This is a genomic window from Xanthomonas sp. NCPPB 3200, assembly GCF_056393585.1.
Genome location: NZ_CM150785.1, coordinates 3,020,835 through 3,042,168, shown reverse-complemented (window position 1 = coordinate 3,042,168; position 21,334 = coordinate 3,020,835). Strand labels below are relative to the sequence as shown.

Sequence of the window (21,334 nt, the reverse complement as noted above, 5' to 3'; positions counted from 1 at the left end):
CTGCGCTACAGTAATGCCTCTTGTATGACCGCATCGCTGCAGAGGATTCCCATGTCGGCCCAGCCCATCAGTGACTTTCACGCCTATCCGGACGCTGCCGGCCACTTCGGCAAGTTCGGTGGCCGGTTCGTCGCCGAGACCTTGATCGGCCCGTTGCAGGAACTGGCTGCCGCCTACGACCAGGCGCGCCAGGATCCGGCCTTCATTGCCGAGTACGACAAGGATCTCAAGCATTACGTCGGCCGGCCCAGCCCGATTTACCACGCCGAACGCCTGAGCCGCGAAGTGGGCGGCGCGCAGATCCTGCTCAAGCGCGAGGACCTGAACCACACCGGCGCGCACAAGATCAACAACACCATCGGCCAGGCCCTGCTGGCCAGCCGCATGGGCAAGACCCGCATCATCGCCGAGACCGGTGCCGGCCAGCATGGCGTCGCCAGTGCCACGGTCGCCGCGCGGCTGGGCCTGGAGTGCGTGGTCTACATGGGTGCCACCGACATCGAGCGGCAGAAGATCAACGTCTACCGCATGAAGTTGCTGGGCGCCACGGTGATCCCGGTGACCTCCGGCTCGGCCACGCTCAAGGACGCGCTCAACGAGGCGATGCGCGACTGGGTCACCAACGTGCAGGACACCTTCTACATCATCGGCACCGTGGCCGGCCCGGATCCGTATCCGCGCATGGTGCGCGACTTCAATGCGATTGTCGGCCGTGAAGCGCGCGCGCAGATGCTGGAAGACTTCGGCCGCCTGCCGGATGCGATCAGCGCCTGCGTCGGCGGCGGCAGCAATGCGATCGGCCTGTTCCATGCCTTCCTCAACGACCCGGGCGTCAAGATCTACGGCGCCGAAGCGGCCGGCGACGGCATCGCCAGCGGCCGTCATGCGGCGTCGATCGCGGCCGGGCGCCCCGGTGTGCTGCATGGCAACCGCACCTATGTGATCTGCGACGACGACGGCCAGATCACCGAAACCCATTCGATCTCCGCCGGGCTGGATTACCCGGGCGTGGGCCCGGAGCACTCCTTCCTGTCCGACAGCGGCCGCGCGGTCTATCAGGGCATCACCGACGACGAAGCGATGGCCGCCTTCCATCTGCTGGCGCATACCGAAGGCATCCTGGCCGCGCTCGAATCCAGCCACGCGGTGGCGCAGTCGATCAAGCTCGCGCGCGAGATGCCCAAGGACGCGCTGATCCTGTGCAACCTGTCCGGCCGCGGCGACAAGGACGTGCACACCATCGCCGCGCGCGAAGGCGTGCAGGTCTGATGCCACTGCGGCGCGTCACCGTGACCGCGCTGGCCGACCAGCCGGGCGAGCAGGAGCTGCTGTTCGCCTGGCTCGACCGCTGGGCGCCGCAGATCCGCAGCTGCTCGGAAAACAGCGGCTGCGGCTGCTGCCTGGACAGTTTCGACCTCGAGGTCGAGGCCCAGGCATTGACCGAACTGCCGCCTGCCATGTACCAGGACATCCATTGAAGCGGTCGCACCGCCTCTAACTTTCTTGCAAGGTCTTTCAATGTGTCGTATCGACGAAACCTTCCAGCGCCTGCGCGCCGATGGCCGCAAGGCGCTCATCCCCTTCATCACCGCCGGCGACCCGTCGCTGGAAGCCACCGTACCGGTCATGCACGCGCTGGTACGTGCCGGTGCCGACGTCATCGAGCTGGGCGTGCCGTTCTCCGACCCGATGGCCGACGGCCCCACCATCCAGCGCAGCTCCGAGCGCGCGCTGGGCCGTGGTGCCGGCTTGGCCTACGTGCTGGAGGCGGTGCACGAATTCCGTCGCGAAGACGCCGCCACGCCGGTGGTGTTGATGGGCTACCTCAACCCGATCGAGATCCACGGCACCCGACGCTTCGCCGAAGCCGCCGTCGCTGCGGGTGTGGATGGCCTGCTCCTGGTCGATCTGCCGCCCGAAGAAGCGGCCGAGACCCGCGCCATCTTCACCGAGGTCGGCCTGGCCCTGATCGCACTGGCCTCGCCGACCACCAGCGAGCAGCGCCTGGACATGCTGTGCAGCAGCGCCCAGGGCTATCTGTACTACGTCAGCTTCGCCGGCGTTACGGGCGCTTCGAATCTGCTCGACACCCACGCCGCCAGCGACCGCCTGCGCCAGCTACGCCGGCGTGCCGGCGCCCCGGTGGTGGCCGGCTTCGGCATCAAGGATGCCGCCAGCGCCGCCGCGATGGCCGTCGACGCCGAAGGGGTGGTGGTCGGCAGCGCCCTGGTCGCCGCGCTGGCCGAAGCCACCGACGTCCGCAGCGCCCGCGAACGCGCCGAAGCCTTCCTGGCCCCACTGCGCCAGGCGCTCGACCAGGCCTGAAGCCAACGCCGCTCTCTGCTCCGGGGGAGACGGCGCGGCCTGCGCGCCATCTGGCGCGCCTGCCTTCAAGCGCCGGCGCGGCAGACGCTGGCCGGGCCACGCCGGCCCCGCATTTAGCCTCCGCGCTACCTCGGCTTTCTCCCGGCGCGTTAGACTGTCGCCCCTCTGCGGCCCACATGGCCGCCCTGCATGGATTGTCATACACGCATGAGCTGGCTCAGCAAATTGATGCCCTCCGGCATCCGCACCGAGAACACCCCGGCCAAGAAGCGCAGCGTCCCCGAGGGCCTGTGGGAGAAGTGCAGCAACTGCGGCAGCGCGCTGTACGGCCCCGAGCTCGAGGAGAACCTCGAGGTGTGTCCCAAGTGCGACCACCATATGGCGATCCGCGCGCGCGCGCGCCTGAACTCGCTGTTCGATCCCGACACCGCGACCACCGAGATCGCCGCCCAGCTGGGCCCGGTCGACGTGCTCAAGTTCAAGGACCAGAAGCGCTACGGCGAGCGCATCAAGGCCAGCCAGAAGAGCAGCGGCGAGTACGACGCACTGATCGCCATGCGCGGCACGCTCAAGGGCAATCCGCTGGTCGCCGCCGCCTTCGACTTCGCCTTCATGGGCGGCTCGATGGGCTCGGTGGTCGGCGAGCGCTTCGCACGCGCGGCCGAAGTGGCGCTGGAAGTCGGCTGCCCGTTCGTGTGCTTTTCCGCCAGCGGCGGGGCGCGCATGCAGGAGGGCCTGTTCTCGCTGATGCAGATGGCCAAGACCTCCGCCGCGCTCGGTCGCCTGCGCGAAGCCGGTCTGCCGTACATCTCGGTGCTGACCCATCCCACCACCGGTGGCGTGTCGGCCTCGTTCGCGATGCTGGGCGATATCAATATCGCCGAGCCGCATGCCCTGATCGGCTTCGCCGGCCCGCGCGTGATCGAGCAGACCGTGCGCGAGACCCTGCCGGAAGGCTTCCAGCGTTCGGAGTTCCTGCTCGACCACGGTGCCATCGACCAGATCTGCGACCGCCGCGACATGCGCGACCGCATCGCCGATCTGACCGCGATGATGATGCGCCAGCCGCATCCGCAGGACGCGGCCGCATGAGGCCAGTGGTTGCGCGCATGCGCGACACCGTCGCACGCGCCGTTGCGCGTGCGTCCACCCGTAGGCAGGAACACCGTAACGCATGAGCAGTCGCAAGTATTTTGGAACCGACGGCATCCGCGGTCGGGTCGGGCAGGGCGTGATCTCGGCCGATTTCGTGCTGCGGCTGGGCAATGCGCTCGGTCGGGTGCTCACCCAGGGCCGCAGCAAGCGCCCGCTGGTGCTGATCGGCAAGGACACCCGGATTTCCGGCTACATGTTCGAAGCCGCGTTGGAAGCCGGCCTGGTCGCCGCCGGCGCCGACGTGCAGCTGATCGGCCCGATGCCGACCCCGGCCATCGCCTTCCTGACCAACACCCTGCGTGCCGACGCCGGCGTGGTGATCAGCGCTTCGCACAACCCGCATTACGACAACGGCATCAAGTTCTTTTCTGCCGAAGGCGAGAAGCTCGACGACGCCACCGAAGCGGCGATCGAGGCCGCGCTGGACGAGCCGTTCCACACCGTGGAATCGGAGCGCTTGGGCAAGGCGATCCGCACCCGCGATGCGATCGGCCGTTACATCGAATTCTGCAAGGCCAGCGTGGCGCGCGGATTCACCCTGCACGGCCTGAAGATGGTGCTGGACTGCGCGCATGGCGCGACCTACCACATCGCGCCGATGCTGTTCCGCGAGCTGGGTGCGGACGTGGTCGTCATCGGTGCCGCACCGGACGGGCTCAATATCAACGCCGGTGTCGGCTCCACCCATATCGACAACCTCGCCGCCAAGGTGCGCGAGAGCGGTGCGCAGCTCGGCATCGCCTTCGATGGCGATGGCGACCGCGTGCTGATGGCCGACGACCAGGGCAACCCGGTCGATGGCGACGATCTGCTCTACGTGCTCGCGCGCTCCTGGCAGGCCAGCGGCCGGCTCACCGGCACCGTGGTCGGCACCTTGATGACCAACTACGGTCTGGAACAGGCGCTGGCCGCATTGCACATCCCGTTCCAGCGCGCCAAGGTCGGCGACCGCTACGTGCACCAGGCCCTGGTCGAGGGCGGCGGCACGCTGGGCGGCGAAACCTCCGGCCACCTGCTGTGCCTGGATCGCGCCACCACCGGCGATGGCATCGTCAGTGCGCTACAGGTGCTCGAGGCACTGGGGCGCGATGGGCAGAGCCTGCGCGAGGCCCTGGGCAGCCTGAGCAAGGTGCCGCAGAAGACCGTCAATGTGCGGCTGGGGGGCGGGGCGGCCAAGGCGATCGTGGAGGCCGCCGGCGTGCAGCAGGCGCTGCAGCAGGCGCAGGCCGCCGTGCAGGGGCGTGGGCGCGCGTTCTTGCGTCCGTCCGGCACCGAGCCGGTGGTGCGCGTGACCGTGGAAGCCGACGACGCCGGCCTGATGCAGGACACGCTCGACCGTCTTTCCGGAGCCGTGCGTGACGCGGCGTGAGTCGCTGATCATTGGTGTGTGCGTGGTCTTTGCCAAGGCCGCGACGTTCTACCTGTTGTATCGCCTGCTGTCCTGAGCGGCAGGCCTTCCTTTCGACTTCCGACTTCAACTGCAGATATCCGTATGAGCGCCCGCATCCCGACCCTGGACATCACCCGTTTCGACAGCGACCGCGACGCCTTCGTCGCCGAGCTCGGCGCGGCCTATCGGCAGTGGGGCTTTGCCGGCATCCGCAACCACGGCATCGCGCAGGCGGACATCGACGCGGCGTATGACGTGTTCAAGGCGTTCTTCGCCCTGCCCGAAGAGGTCAAGCGTCGCTATCACGTGGAAGGCAGCGGCGGTGCGCGCGGTTACACCGCGTTCGGCGTGGAGACCGCCAAGGACTCCAAGCATTTCGATCTGAAGGAGTTCTGGCATATCGGTCGCGAGATCGCGGACGATTCGCCGTACCGCGCGGTGATGGCGCCGAACCTGTGGCCCGAAGAAGTCCCCGGCTTCCGTGAGCGCGGCTATCGCCTGTACCAGCAGCTGGACCAGCTGGGCTCGCGCGTGCTGTCGGCACTGGCGCTGCATATCGGCCTGCCGCAGGACTACTTTGTCGACAAGACCAACAACGGCAACTCGATCCTGCGGCCGATCCACTATCCGCCGATCACCAGCGACGACATCCCCAACGTGCGTGCCGGTGCGCACGGCGACATCAATTTCATCACCTTGCTGGTGGGTGCCAGCGCGGCCGGTCTGGAAGTGCGCTCCAACGATGGCGAGTGGGTGCCGTTTACTGCCGACGCCGACACCATCGTGGTCAACATCGGCGACATGCTGCAGCGCCTGACCAACCACGTGTATCCGTCCACCATCCATCGCGTGGTCAATCCGCCGGGCGAACAGGCGCGCAAGCCGCGCTATTCGGTGCCGTTCTTCCTGCACCCCAATCCGGATTTCCTCATCGACGTGCTGCCTTCGTGCATCACCGCCGACAATCCGAGCCGCTACCCCGAGCCGATTACCGCGCACGGTTTTCTGGAAGAACGTCTGCGTGAGATCAAGCTGAAGTAATCCGTTTGCAGCCGCGACAGCGCAGCCAGCGGCTGCGCTCGCAGCATCGGCGATGACCTCCGCCACAGTTTGATTCATAAAATTCTGCTGGCGGCCGGTTAAAGCTTGCATTCACCTCAGCCGATAACCCAGTCTGATCGCTAGCGCGACGTCGGATTCGCCTGGCGCCCGCTGCCGATTGCACTAGGCTTGGGGGGCGCATGCAGACGCAGTGGTTCAAACGGATCGGCCCGGTTTTGGGGTTGCTGGCGTACTGCGCCGCAAGCTGTGCGTGGGCGACGCCGCTCAGCGTGACCGTCGTCGATGCCAACGGCATGTTGGTCGATGCGGTAGTGAGTCTGGAGCCGGCACGTCCGGTGGCCGCCGGTGGGGCGCCCAGGACCGTCGAGATGGACCAGGTCAACTCGCAGTTCGTGCCTGCGGTGCTGGCGGTGCGCACCGGTACCCTGGTGCGGTTTCCCAACAACGACCAGATTCGCCATCAGGTCTATTCGTTCTCTGCCGCAAAGCGTTTTGAGTTGCCGCTGTTCCAGGGCAGCACTGCCGCGCCGGTGCGCTTTGACCAGGCTGGTCTGGTGACGGTGGGCTGCAATATCCACGACTGGATGCTGGGCTATATCGTGGTGCTGGACACGCCGTATTTCGGCAAGACCGGCAGCGACGGTCGCGTGCAGCTGGACGCGCCGGCAGGCAACTACACCTTGCGGGTCTGGCATCCGCGCATCAAGGGCGCCGCACTCGCCGAGACGGTGGCGCTTGCGCGCGAGGCCGTGCAACGGCGCGTGACCTTGCAGACCACCGGCGCCGCACCGGCGGTGGCACCTCCGGATGCGCGCGTGCGCGCGCTGCAGGACAAGTTCCGCCGCGCCGACCCGCAGAAGCCCAAGCCATGAAGGCCATGCGCCTGCATACCCGCATCGCGGCGTTTCTGGTGCTGGTCGTGCTCGCCACGCAGGCGTTGACCTTCATCGCGGTGCAGGTCGCCACCGAGCGCAGCGTCAAGGCGCAGCTCGGCGAAGAGCTGCAGATCGGCGAACGCGTCTGGCAACGCATCAATCTGCGCCGCGACGAACAACTGCTGCAGTCGGCCTCGGTGCTGGCCGACGATTTCGGTTTCCGTGCGGCCGTGGCCAGTGGCGATGTGCCGACCATGCAATCGGCATTGCGCAACCACGCCGCGCGCATGTCGGCGCAGACCGCGCTGCTGCTGGCCCCGGATGGCGAATTTTTGACCGGGCTTGCCGATCTGCCGCAAACCGAACAGCTGCGCGCAGTGCAGACCCTGCTGCAGCAGGCGCAGCGCGATGGGCGTGCGGTGGGCGTGGTCGCACTGGACCGACGCATCGTGCGGCTGGCGGTGGTGCAGGTACTGGCACCGAGCCGGGTGGGCTGGATCGCGATCGGCAACGAATCCGGCGACGGTCTCGCACAGGATTTCCGTTCCACCACCGGGCTGGATGCGACCTTCTTCACCGATGGTCCGCCGGTGCGGGTGCTGGCGTCCACGCTGGAGCCGGCTGCGCGCGCCGAGTTCGCGCAGCAGTTGCCGACCGCCGAACGCGCACAGGGCGCGGCGGTCGCGTTGACGCTGGCCGAGTCGCGTTACCTGGTCAAACTGCAGTCGATCCAGGGCGACAGCCATGTGCGGGTCGCGCTGCAGGCCTCGCTGGATCGCGCGGTGGCGCCGTACCGCGTGCTCAAGTTGCGCATCCTGCTGCTGGCGGGCCTGGCCACGGCTGCGGCGCTGGGTGTGGCGATCTTCCTGGCGCGCAGCGTCAGCAGGCCGGTCGCGCAGCTGGTGCAGGCAGCGCGGCGCATCCAGCGCGGCGACTACCACACCGCGGTCGAGGTGCCCTCCGGGCGCGAACTGGCCGAGTTGGCCGACAGCTTCGGGCGCATGCAGCAGCAGATCGCCAGTCGCGAGCAGCACATCCTGCATCAGGCGCGCCACGATGCCCTGACCGGTCTGCCCAATCGCATCTGGTTGCTGGAGCGGCTGAAGGACGTGGTGGAGCAGACCGTGGCCTCCGGCGGCACGGCCGCAGTGCTGATCCTGGATCTGGAACGCTTCAAGGAACTCAACGACAGCCTGGGCCACGATTTTGCCGACCAGGTCCTGGTCGAAGCAGGCCGCCGCCTTGCCGACGTGGTGCAGGAACCCAATCTCGTCGGGCGGCTGGGCAGCGACGAATTCATGGTGGTGGTGGCGCAGACCGATGTCACCACCGTGCAGCAGGATGCGCAGCGCTTGCTGCTGCAGTTGCGCCGCCCGCTGGCGCTGCCGCAGGCGCGCATCCAGCTGGAAGCCAGTATCGGCATCGCCCTGATTCCCGAACACGGCGCCGATCCGGATACCTTGTTGCGGCGCGCGGACATCGCACGGCGCCAGGGCGGCAACGTCACCACCGTCGGCGCCAGCGTGTATCGCCTGGGCCAGGACGAGCAGCATCTGCGCCGGCTGCGCCTGACCGGCGATCTGCGTCAGGCCATCGGCGGCAACGAACTGACCTTGCGCTTCCAGCCCAAGATCTGCCTGCGCAACGATCGCGTCGAACAGGTCGAGGTGCTGGTGCGCTGGCAGCACCCGGTGCTCGGGGCGATCGGCCCGGACGAATTCATCCCGCTGGCCGAGCACTCCGGCGTGATCCATCCCTTGACCCGCTTCGTGCTAGAAGAGGCGCTGCGCTGCCAGGCGCAATGGCGCAGGCAGGGGCTGGAACTGGGCATGGCGATCAATCTCTCCGCACTGGATCTGTCCGATCCCGGCCTGCCGGATTACGTGCGTGGCCGTCTGGAGCATCACGCGGTGCCGGCGCAGTCGGTGACGCTGGAACTGACCGAAAGCGCGCTGATGCGCGATGTCGAATCGGCGCTGCACATGCTGCACCAGCTGCGCAGCGTCGGCGTGCGTCTGTCCATCGACGACTTCGGCACCGGCTATTCCTCGTTGGCGCAACTCAAGCGCATGCCGGTGAACGAATTGAAGATCGACAAGAGCTTCGTCATGCAACTGGCCGAGGGCACCGACGATGCGTTCATCGTGCGCAGCACGATCGATCTGGGGCACAACCTGGGCTTGAGCGTGATCGCCGAAGGCGTGGAGAACGCCACCGCGCTGGGGCTGCTGCGCGGTTATGGCTGCGACATGGTGCAGGGCTATCTGTATTCGCCGCCACTGGAAGAAGTGCCGCTGGTCGCCTGGTGCATGCGGCAACTCGATCTGGCGCCGGCGGCGCAGGCAGGAGTGCATCGATGAGCAAATGGCGGGGCGCGCTGCTGTCTGTGGCACTGGCCGGGCTGGCCAGCGCGCCCGCGTCGGCGATCGCCGGCGACGGACGCCTGCTCGCCACCGGTGGCGTGTCGATGATCGAAGGCAGCAGCGGTGGCGGCATCGTGCCGTGGGCCACGCTGTCGGGCTACGGCACCCGCGACGAACTGGGCAGCGTGCTGTTCGCCACGCATGTGGACAGCGGCGATTATCGGCTCGACGCGCAAGGTGCCGCGCTGACGGTCGGCAACCGGCTGGAACTTTCGCTGGCGCGGCAACGGCTGGATCTGGGCACCCTGCAGGATCGGCTGGGCCTGCCATGGAATGCGCTTGGTCAGGACGTGTTCGGCGCCAAGCTGCGGGTCTACGGCGATCTGGTTTACGGACATGCGCCGCAGGTCAGCGTGGGCGTGCAGTACAAACGCCTGCGCAATGGCACGCTGCCGCTGGCGATCGGCGCGCGCGACGATCACGGTACCGATGTGTATGTCAGTGCCAGCCGCTTGTTCCTGCAGGCCGCGGGCGGCTATCAACTGCTGCTCAACGGCACGCTGCGCGCGACCCGCGCCAATCAGACCGGCTTGCTCGGTTTCGGTGGCGATCGCCGCAACGCCTATCGGCTGGTCGGCGAAGCCAGCGCCGCCGTCGTGCTGTCGCCGGCGTGGGTGGTCGGCGTGGAATATCGCGACAAGCCCGACAACCTCGGCTTCGCCCGCGAGCAGGCCTGGGCGGATGCATTCGTGGCCTGGTTTCCCAGCAAGCATGTGTCCCTGACCGCGGCCTGGGCCGAGCTTGGCGACATCGCCACGCTCACCGACCAGCGCGGTCCCTATCTTTCCCTGCAGGTGGCGTTCTGATGAATCGACGGCTGCGCTGGCCCTTGCTGTGCATGCTGGCGCTGATGAGTGCCTGCGCCACCACGCAACCGCGCCCCACGCTCTACGATGAACTCGGCGGGCAGGCCGGGATCGAAGCGCTGGTGGAAACCATGTTGTCGCGCATCGCCGACGACCAACGCATCGTCGACAAGTTCGCGCGCGTCAACATCGTGATGCTCAACGAGCGCCTGGTACAGAAGTTCTGCCATGTCGCCGACGGCCCGTGCCCGGATACCGCCAAGTCGATGCAGCAGGCGCACGCGCACCTGGCCATTCGCGAAGGCGACTTCAATGCGCTGGTGGAGGATCTGAACTGGGCGATGGATCAGCGCAAGATTCCGCGCCGCACGCAGAACCGTCTGCTGGCGCGGTTGGCGGCCATGCATGGCGAAATCGTCAATCACTGAGGGTGTCGCACCGCTGCTGCGCGCAGCGATGGGCGCGCATGGTTGCTCCTCGTAACAACATGTTTACAGCCACGGACTGCGGCTCTGGCGAAGGCGTCCATGGCATCTGACGTCCGCTCGCGACGTGTTGCCAGTCGCCCTGCGCCGCAGACAGGAGCGAGGCCGCGGCCGGTATCGGTCGTGGCCATGGCAACGGGCCAACTGGCTGCTGCAAACGCCGCGCAGTCGCGGGTGCGTGGCTGCGCACCCGTGATGCCGCAGGTAGCCGATGCGCAGCCGCCTCACCGCAACGGACGCACCCGCTGCGATCCGCGCGCCATCAGGCGCAGTGCGAGCGCATGCGGCATCACGCGCAAGGCCGCATTGACCAGGCGATAGCGCCAGCCCGGTACGGCCAGCACCTGGCCGCGTTCCAGTGCGGCAATGCCGTACTCGGCCACGTCGTCGGCCTGCAGCCACGCCCAGCGGGGCAGGCTGGACATCGCCGCGCGGGTGCCGGTGACATCGTGAAACTCCGACCAGGCAAAGCCGGGACACAGCGCGCAGACCTTGACCGCGCAGTCGGCGTTCTCCAGTGCCAGCGATTCGCTGAAGCGCAGCAGGAAGCTCTTGCTGGCTGCGTACAGCGTCTGCCCGTCGGCACTCGGCGTCAGTGCGGCGAACGAGGCCACATTGAGGATGCGGCCCTGGCCGCTGGCGCGGATCATCGGCAAGAGCCGCCAGGTCAGTTCGCACACCGCGCCCACCATCACCTGCAGAAAGCGTGCGTGCATGGCCCAGTCGTTGTGCAGATAGCGGCCCGGCACGCCGTAGCCGGCGTTGTTGACCAGGGTGCCCACCGTCCAGCCATTGCGCTGGATCTGCGCAACCAATGCTTCGACCGCGGCGGGATCGCCCAGATCGGCCGGCACCACTTCCACCTGCACCAAGGGCCGCAACTCCTCGGCCAGCGCCTGCAGCCGGTCGACCCGGCGCGCGGTCAGGATCAGCGGCACGCCACGCCTTGCATAGGCACGCGCAATCTCGCGGCCGATGCCGCTCGAGGCGCCGGTGACCAGCGCGAAGACAGGCGAAACGGACATGGCAGGTTCCTGGTGGAGGAGGGGGAAGGACAGGCAATGGACAGAAGTGTGCCGGCTGCCGACAGGGCATGGGCTATTCTGTCGCCTGTCTTCCACTCAGGAACCTGCGCCTGATGCGTCGAAAGATCGTTGCCGGAAATTGGAAGCTGCATGGCAGCCGCGCCTTCGCCACCGAACTGGTGGCCCAGATCGCTGCGCACATGCCCCTGGAGGGTGTCGATGTCGTCATCCTGCCGCCACTGCCTTACCTGGGCGACCTGATCGAGGATTTCGAGGAACACCATCTGTGTTTCGGTGCCCAGGACGTCAGCAGTAACGAGAAGGGCGCCTACACCGGGGAAGTCTCGGCCACGATGCTGGTCGATGTCGGCGCCGAGTACGGGCTGGTCGGCCACTCCGAACGGCGCCAGTACCATCGAGAGAGCAGTGAGCTGGTGGCGCATAAATTCGCCGCCGCCATGCATGCCGGGCTGATTCCTGTGCTGTGCGTGGGCGAGTCGCTGGAGCAGCGCGAGGCCGACCAGACCGAGGCGGTGCTGCGCGCCCAGCTCGAGCCGGTGCTGGCGCTGGTGGGCAGCGCGGGCTTTGCCCGCGCCGTGCTCGCCTACGAGCCGATCTGGGCCATTGGCACCGGCCGCACCGCCAGCCCGGAGCAGGCGCAGGCGGTGCACGCGTTCCTGCGTGGCGAAGTCGCGAGGGCGGATGCTAGAATCGCCGATTCTCTGCCCATCCTGTACGGGGGCAGTGTCAAGCCCGATAACGCCAGCGAGCTGTTTGCCCAGCCCGACGTCGATGGCGGGCTGGTCGGAGGCGCCTCGCTGGTCGCCGAGGATTTCCTGGCCATCGCGTGTGCGGCGGCCGCTTGTTAACCCATTAAGTTTTGTCCGGGGACGGATTTCGAAATGCTGATGTTGATCCTCAATGTGGTCTACGTGCTGGTCGCGCTGGCGATGATTGCGCTGATCCTGATGCAGCGTGGTGCGGGTGCGGCAGCCGGTTCCGGCTTCGGCGCCGGCGCATCGGGCACCGTGTTCGGCTCGCAGGGTGCGTCGAACTTCCTGTCCAAATCGACCAAGTGGCTGGCGGTGGTGTTCTTCAGCATCAGCCTGTTCATGGCGTGGTACGCCACCCACGGCGCACGTCCGACCGACCAGAACCTGGGCGTGATGTCACAGTCGGCCACCCCGGCGCCCGCCGCCGCGGGCGAGCTGACTCAGCCGTTGCCGCAGGCACCGGCTGCTGGCGCAGTCCCGACCGCTCCTTCGCAGCCAGTGCCCGCCGCAACTCCGGCTGCAACGCCGGCGCAGTCCGCACCGGCACAGCAGGTGCCCGCGGCACGCGAAGAAAACGCTTCAGAACCAGCACAAAAACGCTGAAGCCGGTTACAATACGCTGCGCACTGGGATGCCCAGCGGCGCAACGTATGCCCAGGTGGCGGAATTGGTAGACGCACTACCTTGAGGTGGTAGCGACTTAGGTCGTAGGGGTTCGAGTCCCCTCTTGGGCACCATTGTTTGGCTGCAGTTCCTGCGCATCGCTGGTCGCGCGCGGGGTCTGCCTATACCCCATGCCGGCACGCGGCGCGTGCGGGCAGAGGCAAGAGAGAATCGCTGTGCTGGCCGAATATTTGCCGAGTCTGCTGTTTCTGATCGTCGCCACCGGTATCGGCATCGTGCTGATGCTGGTCGGTCGATTCCTCGGTCCGCGTAGTCCGGACCCGCACAAGCTCTCGCCTTACGAGTGTGGCTTCGAAGCCTTCGAAGACGCGCGCATGAAGTTCGACGTGCGCTACTACCTGATCGCGATCCAGTTCATCGTGTTCGATCTGGAAATCATCTTCATCGTGCCGTGGACACAGGTGTTCATGGAGATCGGCGCACGTTCGCTGGTCACCATGGGCCTGTTCGTCGGCATGTTGTTCCTCGGCTTTATCTACGTGTGGAAGAAGGGAGCGCTGGAATGGGAGTGATTCAGACCCTGGATCGTCTGATGACCAACCCGATGCCGGAAGGCCGGGTGGAAGACATCCTGCGCCCGGAAGGCGAAAACCCGCTGCTCGAGAAGGGCTACGTGACCACCAGCGTCGATGCGCTGCTGAACTGGGCGCGCACCGGCTCGATGTGGCCGATGACCTTCGGCCTGGCCTGCTGCGCGGTCGAGATGATGCATGCCGGCGCCGCGCGTCTGGATCTGGACCGCTACGGCGTGGTGTTCCGCCCGTCGCCGCGCCAGTCCGACGTGATGATCGTGGCCGGCACGCTGGTCAACAAGATGGCCCCGGCGCTGCGCAAGGTCTACGACCAGATGCCGGACCCGAAGTGGGTCATCTCGATGGGCAGCTGCGCCAATGGCGGCGGCTACTATCACTATTCGTATTCGGTGGTGCGCGGTTGCGATCGCATCGTGCCGGTGGACATCTACGTCCCGGGTTGCCCGCCGACCGCCGAGGCGCTGGTATACGGCATCCTGCAGCTGCAGAAGAAGATCTGGCGTACCCAGACCATCGCGCGCTGACACCCGTCTTCTTCTACTGAGAGCAGCCAAGCCCCCATGGCAGAGCAAGCATCTTCCTTCACTGACCGACTTGCGGCACGTTTCGCCGGTGCGCAGATCGCCGTGGCATTGCCGCGCGGCGAAGTGACGCTGGAAGTCGCTGCGGCCGATTGGCACGCCACCTGTCTGGCCCTGCGCGACGAGCTCGGTTTCGAACAGCTCAGCGACCTGTGCGGCGTCGATTACCTGGGCTACGGCAGCGACGAGTGGGATACCGCCGACGTGTCGTCGCAGGGCTTCAGCCGCGGCGTCGAGGGCAAGGCCGTCGGTCGTTTCGCCTGGGGCGAATTTCCCAGCCAGGAAAGCTCCGACGGCGCCCATCCGCAGCACATGCCCAAGCAGCGTTTTGCGGTGGTCGCGCAGCTGATCTCCTACCAGCACAACCAGCGTCTGCGCGTGCGTTGCTACGCACCGGACGAGCAGGTACCGATGGTGGCCTCGTTGACCGATATCTGGCCCGGCGTGAACTGGTTCGAACGCGAAGCCTTCGACCTGTTCGGCATCGTCTTCGATGGCCATCCGGACCTGCGCCGCATCCTGACCGACTACGGATTTGTCGGCCATCCGTTCCGCAAGGATTTCCCGCTGATCGGCAACGTCGAAGTGCGTTACGACGATGAGCGCAAGCGTGTCGTGTACGAGCCGGTGACCTCGGTCGAGCCGCGCGTCGGTGTGCCGCGCGTGATCCGCGACGACGCCCGTTATGAGACTGCCGCTGGTGAAGTGGGCAAGTCGGAGACCGCCAAGTGAGTGAGTTCCGCCAGGCAACCGATGCCTTCGCGAGCAATCCTGCCGAAAGCAAGCAGGAAATCCGCAATTACACGATGAACTTCGGCCCGCAGCATCCTGCGGCGCACGGCGTGCTGCGCCTGATCCTGGAAATGGACGGCGAGACCGTGGTGCGTGCCGATCCGCATATCGGCCTGCTGCACCGTGGCACCGAGAAGCTGGCCGAATCCAAGCCGTTCAACCAGTCGGTTCCGTACATGGACCGCCTGGATTACGTGTCGATGATGTGCAACGAGCACGCCTACGTGCGCGCGATCGAGTCCCTGATGGGCATCGAAGTGCCCGAGCGTGCGCACTACATCCGCACCATGTTCGACGAGATCACCCGCATCAAGAACCACCTGATGTGGGTCGGTTCCAACGCGCTCGACCTGGGCGCGATGGCGGTGATGCTGTACGCGTTCCGCGAGCGCGAAGAATTGATGGACGTCTACGAGGCGGTCAGTGGTGCGCGCATGCACGCTGCCTACTACCGTCCCGGCGGCGTGTATCGCGATCTGCCCGATCGCATGCCCAAGTACAAGGAATCCCGCTGGCACAAGGGCGGGGCACTGAAGAAGCTCAATGCAGCGCGCGAAGGCTCGATGCTGGACTTCCTCGAGGATTTCACCAATACGTTCCCGTCGCGTGTGGACGAGTACGAGACGCTGCTGACCGATAACCGTATCTGGAAGCAGCGTACCGTCGACGTCGGCATCATCAGCCCGGATCTGGCGCGTGCCTGGGGCATGACCGGCCCGATGCTGCGTGGCTCGGGCATCGAATGGGACCTGCGCAAGAAGCAGCCGTACGCCAAGTACGACGCGGTGGAGTTCGATGTACCGGTCGGCACCAATGGCGACTGCTACGACCGCTATCTGGTGCGCGTGGCCGAGATGCGCGAGTCCAACCGCATCATCAAGCAATGCGTGAAGTGGCTGAAGGGCAACCCCGGCCCGGTCATGGTCACCAATTTCAAGGTCGCTCCGCCAAGCCGCGAAGGCATGAAGGACGACATGGAAGCGCTGATCCATCACTTCAAGCTGTTCAGTGAAGGCTACTGCGTGCCGGCCGGCGAAACCTATTGCGCGGTTGAAGCGCCCAAGGGCGAATTCGGCTGCTATCTGATGTCCGATGGCGCCAACAAGCCGTTCCGCGTGCATCTGCGCGCGCCGGGCTTTGCGCATCTGTCGTCGATGGACGCAGTGGTGCGTGGCTATCTGCTGGCCGACGTCGTGGCGATGATCGGTACTTACGATTTGGTTTTCGGTGAGGTTGACCGATGAAGGCGACGGGTAATTTCGAAGCGGCGCGCGACGTCGATCCGCAGGTGGTGCTGAGCGACAAGACGCGCGCGCACATCGATCACTGGTTGAGCAAGTTCCCGCCCGATCGCAAGCGTTCGGCCGTGCTGCAGGGCCTGCACGCTGCGCAGGAGCAGAACCAGGGTTGGCTGACCGACGAGCTGATTGTCGGCGTGGCCAAGTATCTTGACCTGCCGCCGGTGTGGGCCTACGAGGTCGCCAGCTTCTACTCGATGTTCGAGACCGAGAAGGTCGGCCGCCACAACGTGGCGTTCTGCACCAACATCAGCTGCTGGCTCAACGGCGCCGAAGATCTGCTGGCGCACGCGGAAAAGAAACTGGGTTGCAAGCTGGGGCAGTCGACGGCCGATGGCCGCGTCTACCTCAAGCGCGAAGAAGAGTGCCTGGCGGCCTGCTCTGCAGCGCCGATGATGGTCATCAACGGCCATTACCACGAGCACCTGACGAAAGAGAAGGTCGACGCGCTGCTGGACGGGCTGGAGTAAGACATGGCACATCATCACGCACCCTCAGGCCCGGTCGGTCCGGCGCCGTTGCCGCATCAGGTCGTCTACACGACGCTGCACTACGACACCCCGTGGTCGTACGAGAGCTATCTGAAAACCGGTGGCTACGCCGCGCTGCGCAAGATCCTCGAAGAGAAGATCGCGCCGGCCGACGTCATCGAGATGGTCAAGGCGTCCAACCTGCGCGGCCGTGGCGGCGCAGGCTTCCCGACTGGCCTGAAGTGGTCGTTCATGCCCAAGGGCACGATGCAGAAGTACATCCTGTGCAATTCGGACGAATCCGAGCCGGGCACCTGCAAGGACCGCGACATCCTGCGTTACAACCCGCACTCGGTGGTGGAGGGCATGGCGATCGCCTGCTACGCCACCGGCTCGACCGTGGGCTACAACTATCTGCGTGGCGAGTTCCACCACGAGCCGTTCGAGAACTTCGAGCTGGCGCTGGCCGATGCCTATGCCAACGGCTGGCTGGGCAAGAACATCCTCGGCAGCGGCGTGGATATCGATATCTACGGTGCGCTGGGTGCCGGCGCCTACATCTGCGGCGAAGAAACCGCGCTGATGGAATCGCTGGAAGGCAAGAAGGGTCAGCCGCGCTACAAGCCGCCGTTCCCGGCCAACTTCGGCCTGTACGGCAAGCCGACCACCATCAACAACACCGAGACCTATGCGTCGGTGCCGGCGATCATTCGCAACGGCCCAGAGTGGTTCCTGGGGCTGAGCAAGACCAAGAACGGCGGCCCGAAGATCTTCTCGGTGTCCGGCTGCGTGCAGAAGGGCGGCAATTTCGAAGTGCCGCTCGGCACCACCTTCGACGAATTGCTGGAAATGGCCGGGGGCCTGCGTCCGGGCCGCAAGCTCAAGGGCGTGGTGCCTGGCGGCGTGTCGATGCCGGTGCTGAAGGCCGACCAGGTCGCCGGGCTGCAGATGGACTACGACACCTTGCGTGCGCTCGGCACCGGCCTGGGGTCGGGTGCGATCGTGGTGCTGGATGACAGCGTGTGCTGCGTGCGCTTCGCCTGCCGCATCTCGCAGTTCTTCCACAAGGAATCCTGCGGCCAGTGCACCCCGTGCCGCGAGGGCACCGGCTGGATGCACCGCGTGCTGGAGCGCATCGTTGCCGGCAAGGCCACGATGGAAGACCTGCATCAGCTGCGCACCGTTGCCGGCCAGATCGAAGGACACACCATCTGTGCCTTCGGCGAGGCGGCGGCGTGGCCGATCCAAGGTTTCCTGCGCCAGTTCTGGGACGAGTTCGAGTACTACATCGTCAACGGTCGTTCGATCGTCGACACGCACGTCGGAGTGGCCGCATGAGCGCCCAACCAGTGAACCCCAACGTGCCACCGGACCATGTCACCGTCGAGATCGACGGGCAGTCCCTGGTGGTGCCGAAGGGTTCGATGATCATCCAGGCGGCCGACAAGGCCGGCATCCCGATCCCGCGCTTCTGCTACCACGAGAAGCTGCCGATCGCGGCCAACTGCCGCATGTGCCTGGTGGATGTCGAGAAATCCCCGAAGCCGTCGCCCGCCTGCGCCACGCCGGTGATGGACGGCATGAAGGTCACCACGCGGAGCGAAAAGGCGCTGAAATACCAGCGCAGCGTTATGGAGTTCCTGCTGATCAACCATCCGCTGGACTGCCCGATCTGCGATCAGGGCGGCGAGTGCGAACTGCAGGACGTGTCGCTTGGTTACGGCCGTTCGGTCAGCCGCTTCAACGAGCGCAAGCGCGTGGTGCCGGACGAGGACATCGGTCCGCTAGTTGCCACCGAAATGACCCGCTGCATCCAGTGCACCCGTTGCGTGCGTTTCACCGCAGACATTGCCGGCACCTACGAGCTGGGTGGCATGTATCGCGGCGAGAACCTGCAGATCGGTACCTACGACGGCAAGCCGCTGACCACCGAAATCTCCGGCAACGTCATCGACGTCTGCCCGGTCGGCGCGCTGACCAACAAGGTGTTCCAGTTCCGTGCGCGTCCGTGGGAGCTGATGGCACGCGAGTCGCTCGGCTACCACGATGCGATGGGCTCGAATCTGTTCCTGCACGTGCGTCGCGGCGAAGTGCTGCGCACCGTGCCGCGCGAGAACGAGGCGGTCAACGAGTGCTGGCTGTCCGATCGCGATCGTTATTCGCATCAGGGCCTGTATGCGGAAGACCGTGCGGTCAAGCCGCTGAAGAAGGTCAACGGACAGTGGACCGAGGTGAGCTGGGCCGAAGGTCTGGCCGCCGCGACGCAGATCCTGCGTGACAACGCCGGCGATCAGCTCGGTGTGCTGGTGCATCCGTCCACCTCCAACGAAGAGGGCGCCTTGCTCGCACGTCTGGCCGAAGGCCTGAACAGCGGCAATCTGGATCACCGCCTGCTCAACCGTGATTTCTCCGATGCCGCGGTGGCCGAAGTGTTCGCCACGCCGCTGGCCGAGATCGAGCGCGCCGATGTGGTGGTGCTGTTCGGCACCAACGTACGCCACGAGCTGCCGTTGCTGCATGCACGCCTGCGCAAGGCCAGCATCCAGAACGGAACGCAGATCCATTCGGTCAACCCGGTCGATTTCGATTTTGCCTTCACCCAGGCAAGCCGCACGGTCGTTGCGCCGTCGCAGCTGGCCGGTGCTCTGGACGATGCGGCGTTGCGCGATGCGGTCAAGGGCGCCACGCGCGCCGTGATCGTGGTCGGCGCACTGGCCGAAAACCACCCGCAGGCTGCCGCATTGCGTGCCGCTGCACGCGACTTCGCCGCTGCAACCGGCGCCTCGCTGTGCCGCATCCCGCAGGGTGCGAACGCGGTCGGTCTGGTGTCGCAGGGTGTGCTGCCGACCGCACGCGATGTCGCCGGCATGCTGACGCAGCCGCGCCAGGCCTACGTGCTGTATGGCATCGAGCCGGGGCTGGATTTCGCCGATGCCGCCGCTGCACGCAGCGCCTTGGCGGGTGCCAAGGTGGTCGCGTTCAGCCAGTTCGCCTGCGCCTCGACGCGCGACGTGGCCGATGTGATCCTGCCGATCGGTGCGCTGCCGGAAATCGACGCATCGCTGACCAATCTGGATGGCCGCGTGCAGACCGCACGTGCCGCCGGTCGTCTGCCAGTCGAAGCGCGCGAAGGCTGGCGCGTACTGCGTGCACTCGGTGGCGAGCTGGGTCTGGCCGGTTTCGAATTCATCGATCTGGTCGGCCTGCGTGCCGGCATGCAGAACCGTTCCGTCAGCCCTGTCGCCTCGGCGCAGCCGGCTGCGAGCAGCGACGGGCTGGAAGTTGCCGCCACCGCTGCGATCTATCGCACCGATGCGGTGGTGCGTCGCGCCGCCGCGCTGCAATCGCATCCGCTCAACATCGCGCCGTGTGTGGCGATGCATCCGGAGCAGGCTGCGCAGTTGCAGGTCGGCGCTGGTCAGATGGTCAAGGTCGGTACCGACGCCGGTAAGGCGACGTTGCCGGTGGTGCTGGACAAGCGCGTCGCACCGGGCACGGTGTGGATCGAATCCGGCCATGGCGCAACCGCGCCGCTCGGTGCCGGTCGTGTAACGGTGGTGGCTGCATGAACGAATTGCTGTTGAACCTGGTCGATCCCCTGCACCAGTGGTTTGTCGGTCTGGGCGATGGCGGCGTGGTGCTGTGGACCGTGCTGAAGATCCTGCTGATCACCGTGCCGGTGATCGTGTCGGTGGCCTTCTACGTGGTCTGGGAGCGCAAGCTGATCGGCTGGATGCACGTGCGTCACGGGCCGATGTACGTGGGCATGGGCATCTTCCAGGCCTTCGCCGACGTGTTCAAACTCCTGTTCAAGGAGATCGTGCAACCGAGCAGCTCGCACAAGGCGATGTTCATCATCGCGCCGCTGCTGACGCTGGCGCCGGCCTTCGCGGCCTGGTCGGTGGTGCCGTTCGACGCGCAGCTGGTGCTGTCCAACGCCAACGTCGGTTTGCTGTATCTGCTGGCGATGACCTCGCTGGGCGTGTACGGCATCATCCTGGCCGGCTGGGCGTCCAACTCCAAGTACGCGTTCCTGGGTGCGATGCGCTCGGCCGCGCAGGTGGTCAGCTACGAAATCGCGATGGGCTTTGCGCTGGTCGGCGTGATGATTGCTTCCGGCAGCGTCAACCTGAGCCAGATCGTGTTCGCGCAGGCGGGCAGCTCCGGCTTCTTCGACTGGTTCCTGATTCCGCTGTTCCCGTTGTTCATCGTGTACTGGGTGTCCGGCGTCGCCGAAACCAACCGCGCGCCGTTCGACGTGGTGGAAGGCGAATCGGAAATCGTCGCCGGCCACATGGTGGAGTACTCGGGCGGTGCGTTCGCGCTGTTCTTCCTGGCCGAGTACGCCAACATGATCCTGGTCAGCTTCCTGATCTCGATCTTCTTCCTCGGCGGCTGGTTGAGTCCCATCCAGGGTTGGGTCAATGCGGATATCTCGCCGTGGATCGACTGGGTGTGGAAGGGCGGTTGGCCGTGGCTGCTGATGAAGGTGTTCTTCTTCGCCAGCGCCTACATCTGGTTCCGTGCCAGCTTCCCGCGCTACCGCTATGACCAGATCATGCGTCTGGGCTGGAAGGTGTTCATTCCGCTCACGATCGTGTGGATCGCAGTGACGGCGTTGATGGTGTTTTACGGCGTGATCCAGAAGGGCGTGTAA

21 protein-coding genes and 1 tRNA gene are annotated in these 21,334 nt (G+C 66.0%); 21 read left to right on the top strand and 1 reads right to left on the bottom strand.

What is annotated here, in order from left to right:
- Window positions 1-51: 51 nt before the first annotated feature.
- From trpB to AC06DU_RS13220, 10 genes are all read left to right on the top strand, one after another.
- Entirely contained in the window at window positions 52-1,269 is a 1,218-nt protein-coding gene (gene trpB / locus AC06DU_RS13265) for a tryptophan synthase subunit beta (protein ID WP_016903691.1), read from the top strand.
- Window positions 1,269-1,478 carry a hypothetical protein gene (locus AC06DU_RS13260; RefSeq protein ID WP_016903690.1) on the top strand — a complete coding sequence of 70 codons (210 nt, stop codon included), beginning with the start codon at window positions 1,269-1,271 and terminating at the stop codon, window positions 1,476-1,478. Before trpB ends, AC06DU_RS13260 begins: the two co-directional genes overlap by 1 nt.
- Window positions 1,479-1,518: 40 nt before the next feature.
- The gene (gene trpA, locus AC06DU_RS13255; RefSeq protein WP_478202608.1) at window positions 1,519-2,325 is read left to right on the top strand and encodes a tryptophan synthase subunit alpha; all 807 of its coding nucleotides are present in this window, start codon (window positions 1,519-1,521) and stop codon (window positions 2,323-2,325) included.
- A gap of 207 nt (window positions 2,326-2,532) precedes the next feature.
- Window positions 2,533-3,417 carry an acetyl-CoA carboxylase, carboxyltransferase subunit beta gene (accD, locus tag AC06DU_RS13250; RefSeq protein ID WP_046343350.1) on the top strand — a complete coding sequence of 295 codons (885 nt, stop codon included), beginning with the start codon at window positions 2,533-2,535 and terminating at the stop codon, window positions 3,415-3,417.
- 82 nt (window positions 3,418-3,499) lie between these two features.
- A complete protein-coding gene (gene glmM, locus AC06DU_RS13245; RefSeq protein ID WP_024937989.1) occupies window positions 3,500-4,849 on the top strand; it encodes a phosphoglucosamine mutase in 1,350 nt (449 codons plus the stop codon).
- Window positions 4,850-4,972: 123 nt separating this feature from the next.
- Window positions 4,973-5,911: an isopenicillin N synthase family dioxygenase gene (locus AC06DU_RS13240; protein WP_016902985.1), complete on the top strand. Its 939-nt coding sequence runs from the start codon at window positions 4,973-4,975 to the stop codon at window positions 5,909-5,911.
- A gap of 200 nt (window positions 5,912-6,111) precedes the next feature.
- On the top strand, window positions 6,112-6,804 hold the full coding sequence (locus tag AC06DU_RS13235; protein WP_478202607.1) for a methylamine utilization protein: 693 nt from the start codon (window positions 6,112-6,114) through the stop codon (window positions 6,802-6,804).
- Entirely contained in the window at window positions 6,801-9,167 is a 2,367-nt protein-coding gene (locus AC06DU_RS13230) for a putative bifunctional diguanylate cyclase/phosphodiesterase (protein WP_478202606.1), read from the top strand. Before AC06DU_RS13235 ends, AC06DU_RS13230 begins: the two co-directional genes overlap by 4 nt.
- Window positions 9,164-10,036 carry a DUF3034 family protein gene (locus AC06DU_RS13225; RefSeq protein WP_180969708.1) on the top strand — a complete coding sequence of 291 codons (873 nt, stop codon included), beginning with the start codon at window positions 9,164-9,166 and terminating at the stop codon, window positions 10,034-10,036. Before AC06DU_RS13230 ends, AC06DU_RS13225 begins: the two co-directional genes overlap by 4 nt.
- Window positions 10,036-10,464 (top strand): group I truncated hemoglobin, encoded by a 429-nt coding sequence (locus tag AC06DU_RS13220; protein WP_016902989.1) that lies wholly within the window; start codon window positions 10,036-10,038, stop codon window positions 10,462-10,464. Before AC06DU_RS13225 ends, AC06DU_RS13220 begins: the two co-directional genes overlap by 1 nt.
- A 281-nt stretch (window positions 10,465-10,745) precedes the next feature.
- Here AC06DU_RS13220 and AC06DU_RS13215 read toward each other — a convergent pair whose 3' ends face one another.
- Window positions 10,746-11,546, bottom strand: coding sequence for an SDR family NAD(P)-dependent oxidoreductase (locus tag AC06DU_RS13215; RefSeq protein WP_226427595.1), 801 nt, complete (start codon window positions 11,544-11,546; stop codon window positions 10,746-10,748).
- Between the two features lie 113 nt (window positions 11,547-11,659).
- On the opposite strand from AC06DU_RS13215, the gene tpiA reads away from it, so the two are divergent.
- The 11 genes from tpiA (at window position 11,660) to nuoH (ending at window position 21,334) form a co-directional block, all read left to right on the top strand.
- On the top strand, window positions 11,660-12,415 hold the full coding sequence (gene tpiA / locus AC06DU_RS13210) for a triose-phosphate isomerase (RefSeq protein WP_478202605.1): 756 nt from the start codon (window positions 11,660-11,662) through the stop codon (window positions 12,413-12,415).
- 33 nt (window positions 12,416-12,448) lie between these two features.
- A complete protein-coding gene (gene secG, locus AC06DU_RS13205) occupies window positions 12,449-12,922 on the top strand; it encodes a preprotein translocase subunit SecG (protein ID WP_024937981.1) in 474 nt (157 codons plus the stop codon).
- Window positions 12,923-12,971: 49 nt separating this feature from the next.
- Window positions 12,972-13,056: transfer RNA gene (locus AC06DU_RS13200), tRNA-Leu, on the top strand.
- A 102-nt stretch (window positions 13,057-13,158) separates the two neighbouring features.
- The gene (locus tag AC06DU_RS13195; protein ID WP_478202604.1) at window positions 13,159-13,515 is read left to right on the top strand and encodes an NADH-quinone oxidoreductase subunit A; all 357 of its coding nucleotides are present in this window, start codon (window positions 13,159-13,161) and stop codon (window positions 13,513-13,515) included.
- Window positions 13,506-14,060 (top strand): NuoB/complex I 20 kDa subunit family protein, encoded by a 555-nt coding sequence (locus tag AC06DU_RS13190; protein WP_016944318.1) that lies wholly within the window; start codon window positions 13,506-13,508, stop codon window positions 14,058-14,060. Before AC06DU_RS13195 ends, AC06DU_RS13190 begins: the two co-directional genes overlap by 10 nt.
- A gap of 36 nt (window positions 14,061-14,096) precedes the next feature.
- Window positions 14,097-14,849: an NADH-quinone oxidoreductase subunit C gene (locus tag AC06DU_RS13185; RefSeq protein ID WP_016902994.1), complete on the top strand. Its 753-nt coding sequence runs from the start codon at window positions 14,097-14,099 to the stop codon at window positions 14,847-14,849.
- A complete protein-coding gene (locus AC06DU_RS13180; RefSeq protein ID WP_478202603.1) occupies window positions 14,846-16,153 on the top strand; it encodes an NADH-quinone oxidoreductase subunit D in 1,308 nt (435 codons plus the stop codon). The genes AC06DU_RS13185 and AC06DU_RS13180 overlap by 4 nt, the downstream gene beginning before the upstream one ends.
- Window positions 16,150-16,677, top strand: coding sequence for an NADH-quinone oxidoreductase subunit NuoE (gene nuoE, locus AC06DU_RS13175; protein ID WP_016902996.1), 528 nt, complete (start codon window positions 16,150-16,152; stop codon window positions 16,675-16,677). Before AC06DU_RS13180 ends, nuoE begins: the two co-directional genes overlap by 4 nt.
- Before the next feature lie 3 nt (window positions 16,678-16,680).
- A complete protein-coding gene (gene nuoF, locus AC06DU_RS13170) occupies window positions 16,681-18,015 on the top strand; it encodes an NADH-quinone oxidoreductase subunit NuoF (RefSeq protein WP_024937978.1) in 1,335 nt (444 codons plus the stop codon).
- The gene (nuoG, locus tag AC06DU_RS13165) at window positions 18,012-20,246 is read left to right on the top strand and encodes an NADH-quinone oxidoreductase subunit NuoG (protein WP_478202602.1); all 2,235 of its coding nucleotides are present in this window, start codon (window positions 18,012-18,014) and stop codon (window positions 20,244-20,246) included. Before nuoF ends, nuoG begins: the two co-directional genes overlap by 4 nt.
- Entirely contained in the window at window positions 20,243-21,334 is a 1,092-nt protein-coding gene (gene nuoH / locus AC06DU_RS13160) for an NADH-quinone oxidoreductase subunit NuoH (RefSeq protein ID WP_024937976.1), read from the top strand. The genes nuoG and nuoH overlap by 4 nt, the downstream gene beginning before the upstream one ends.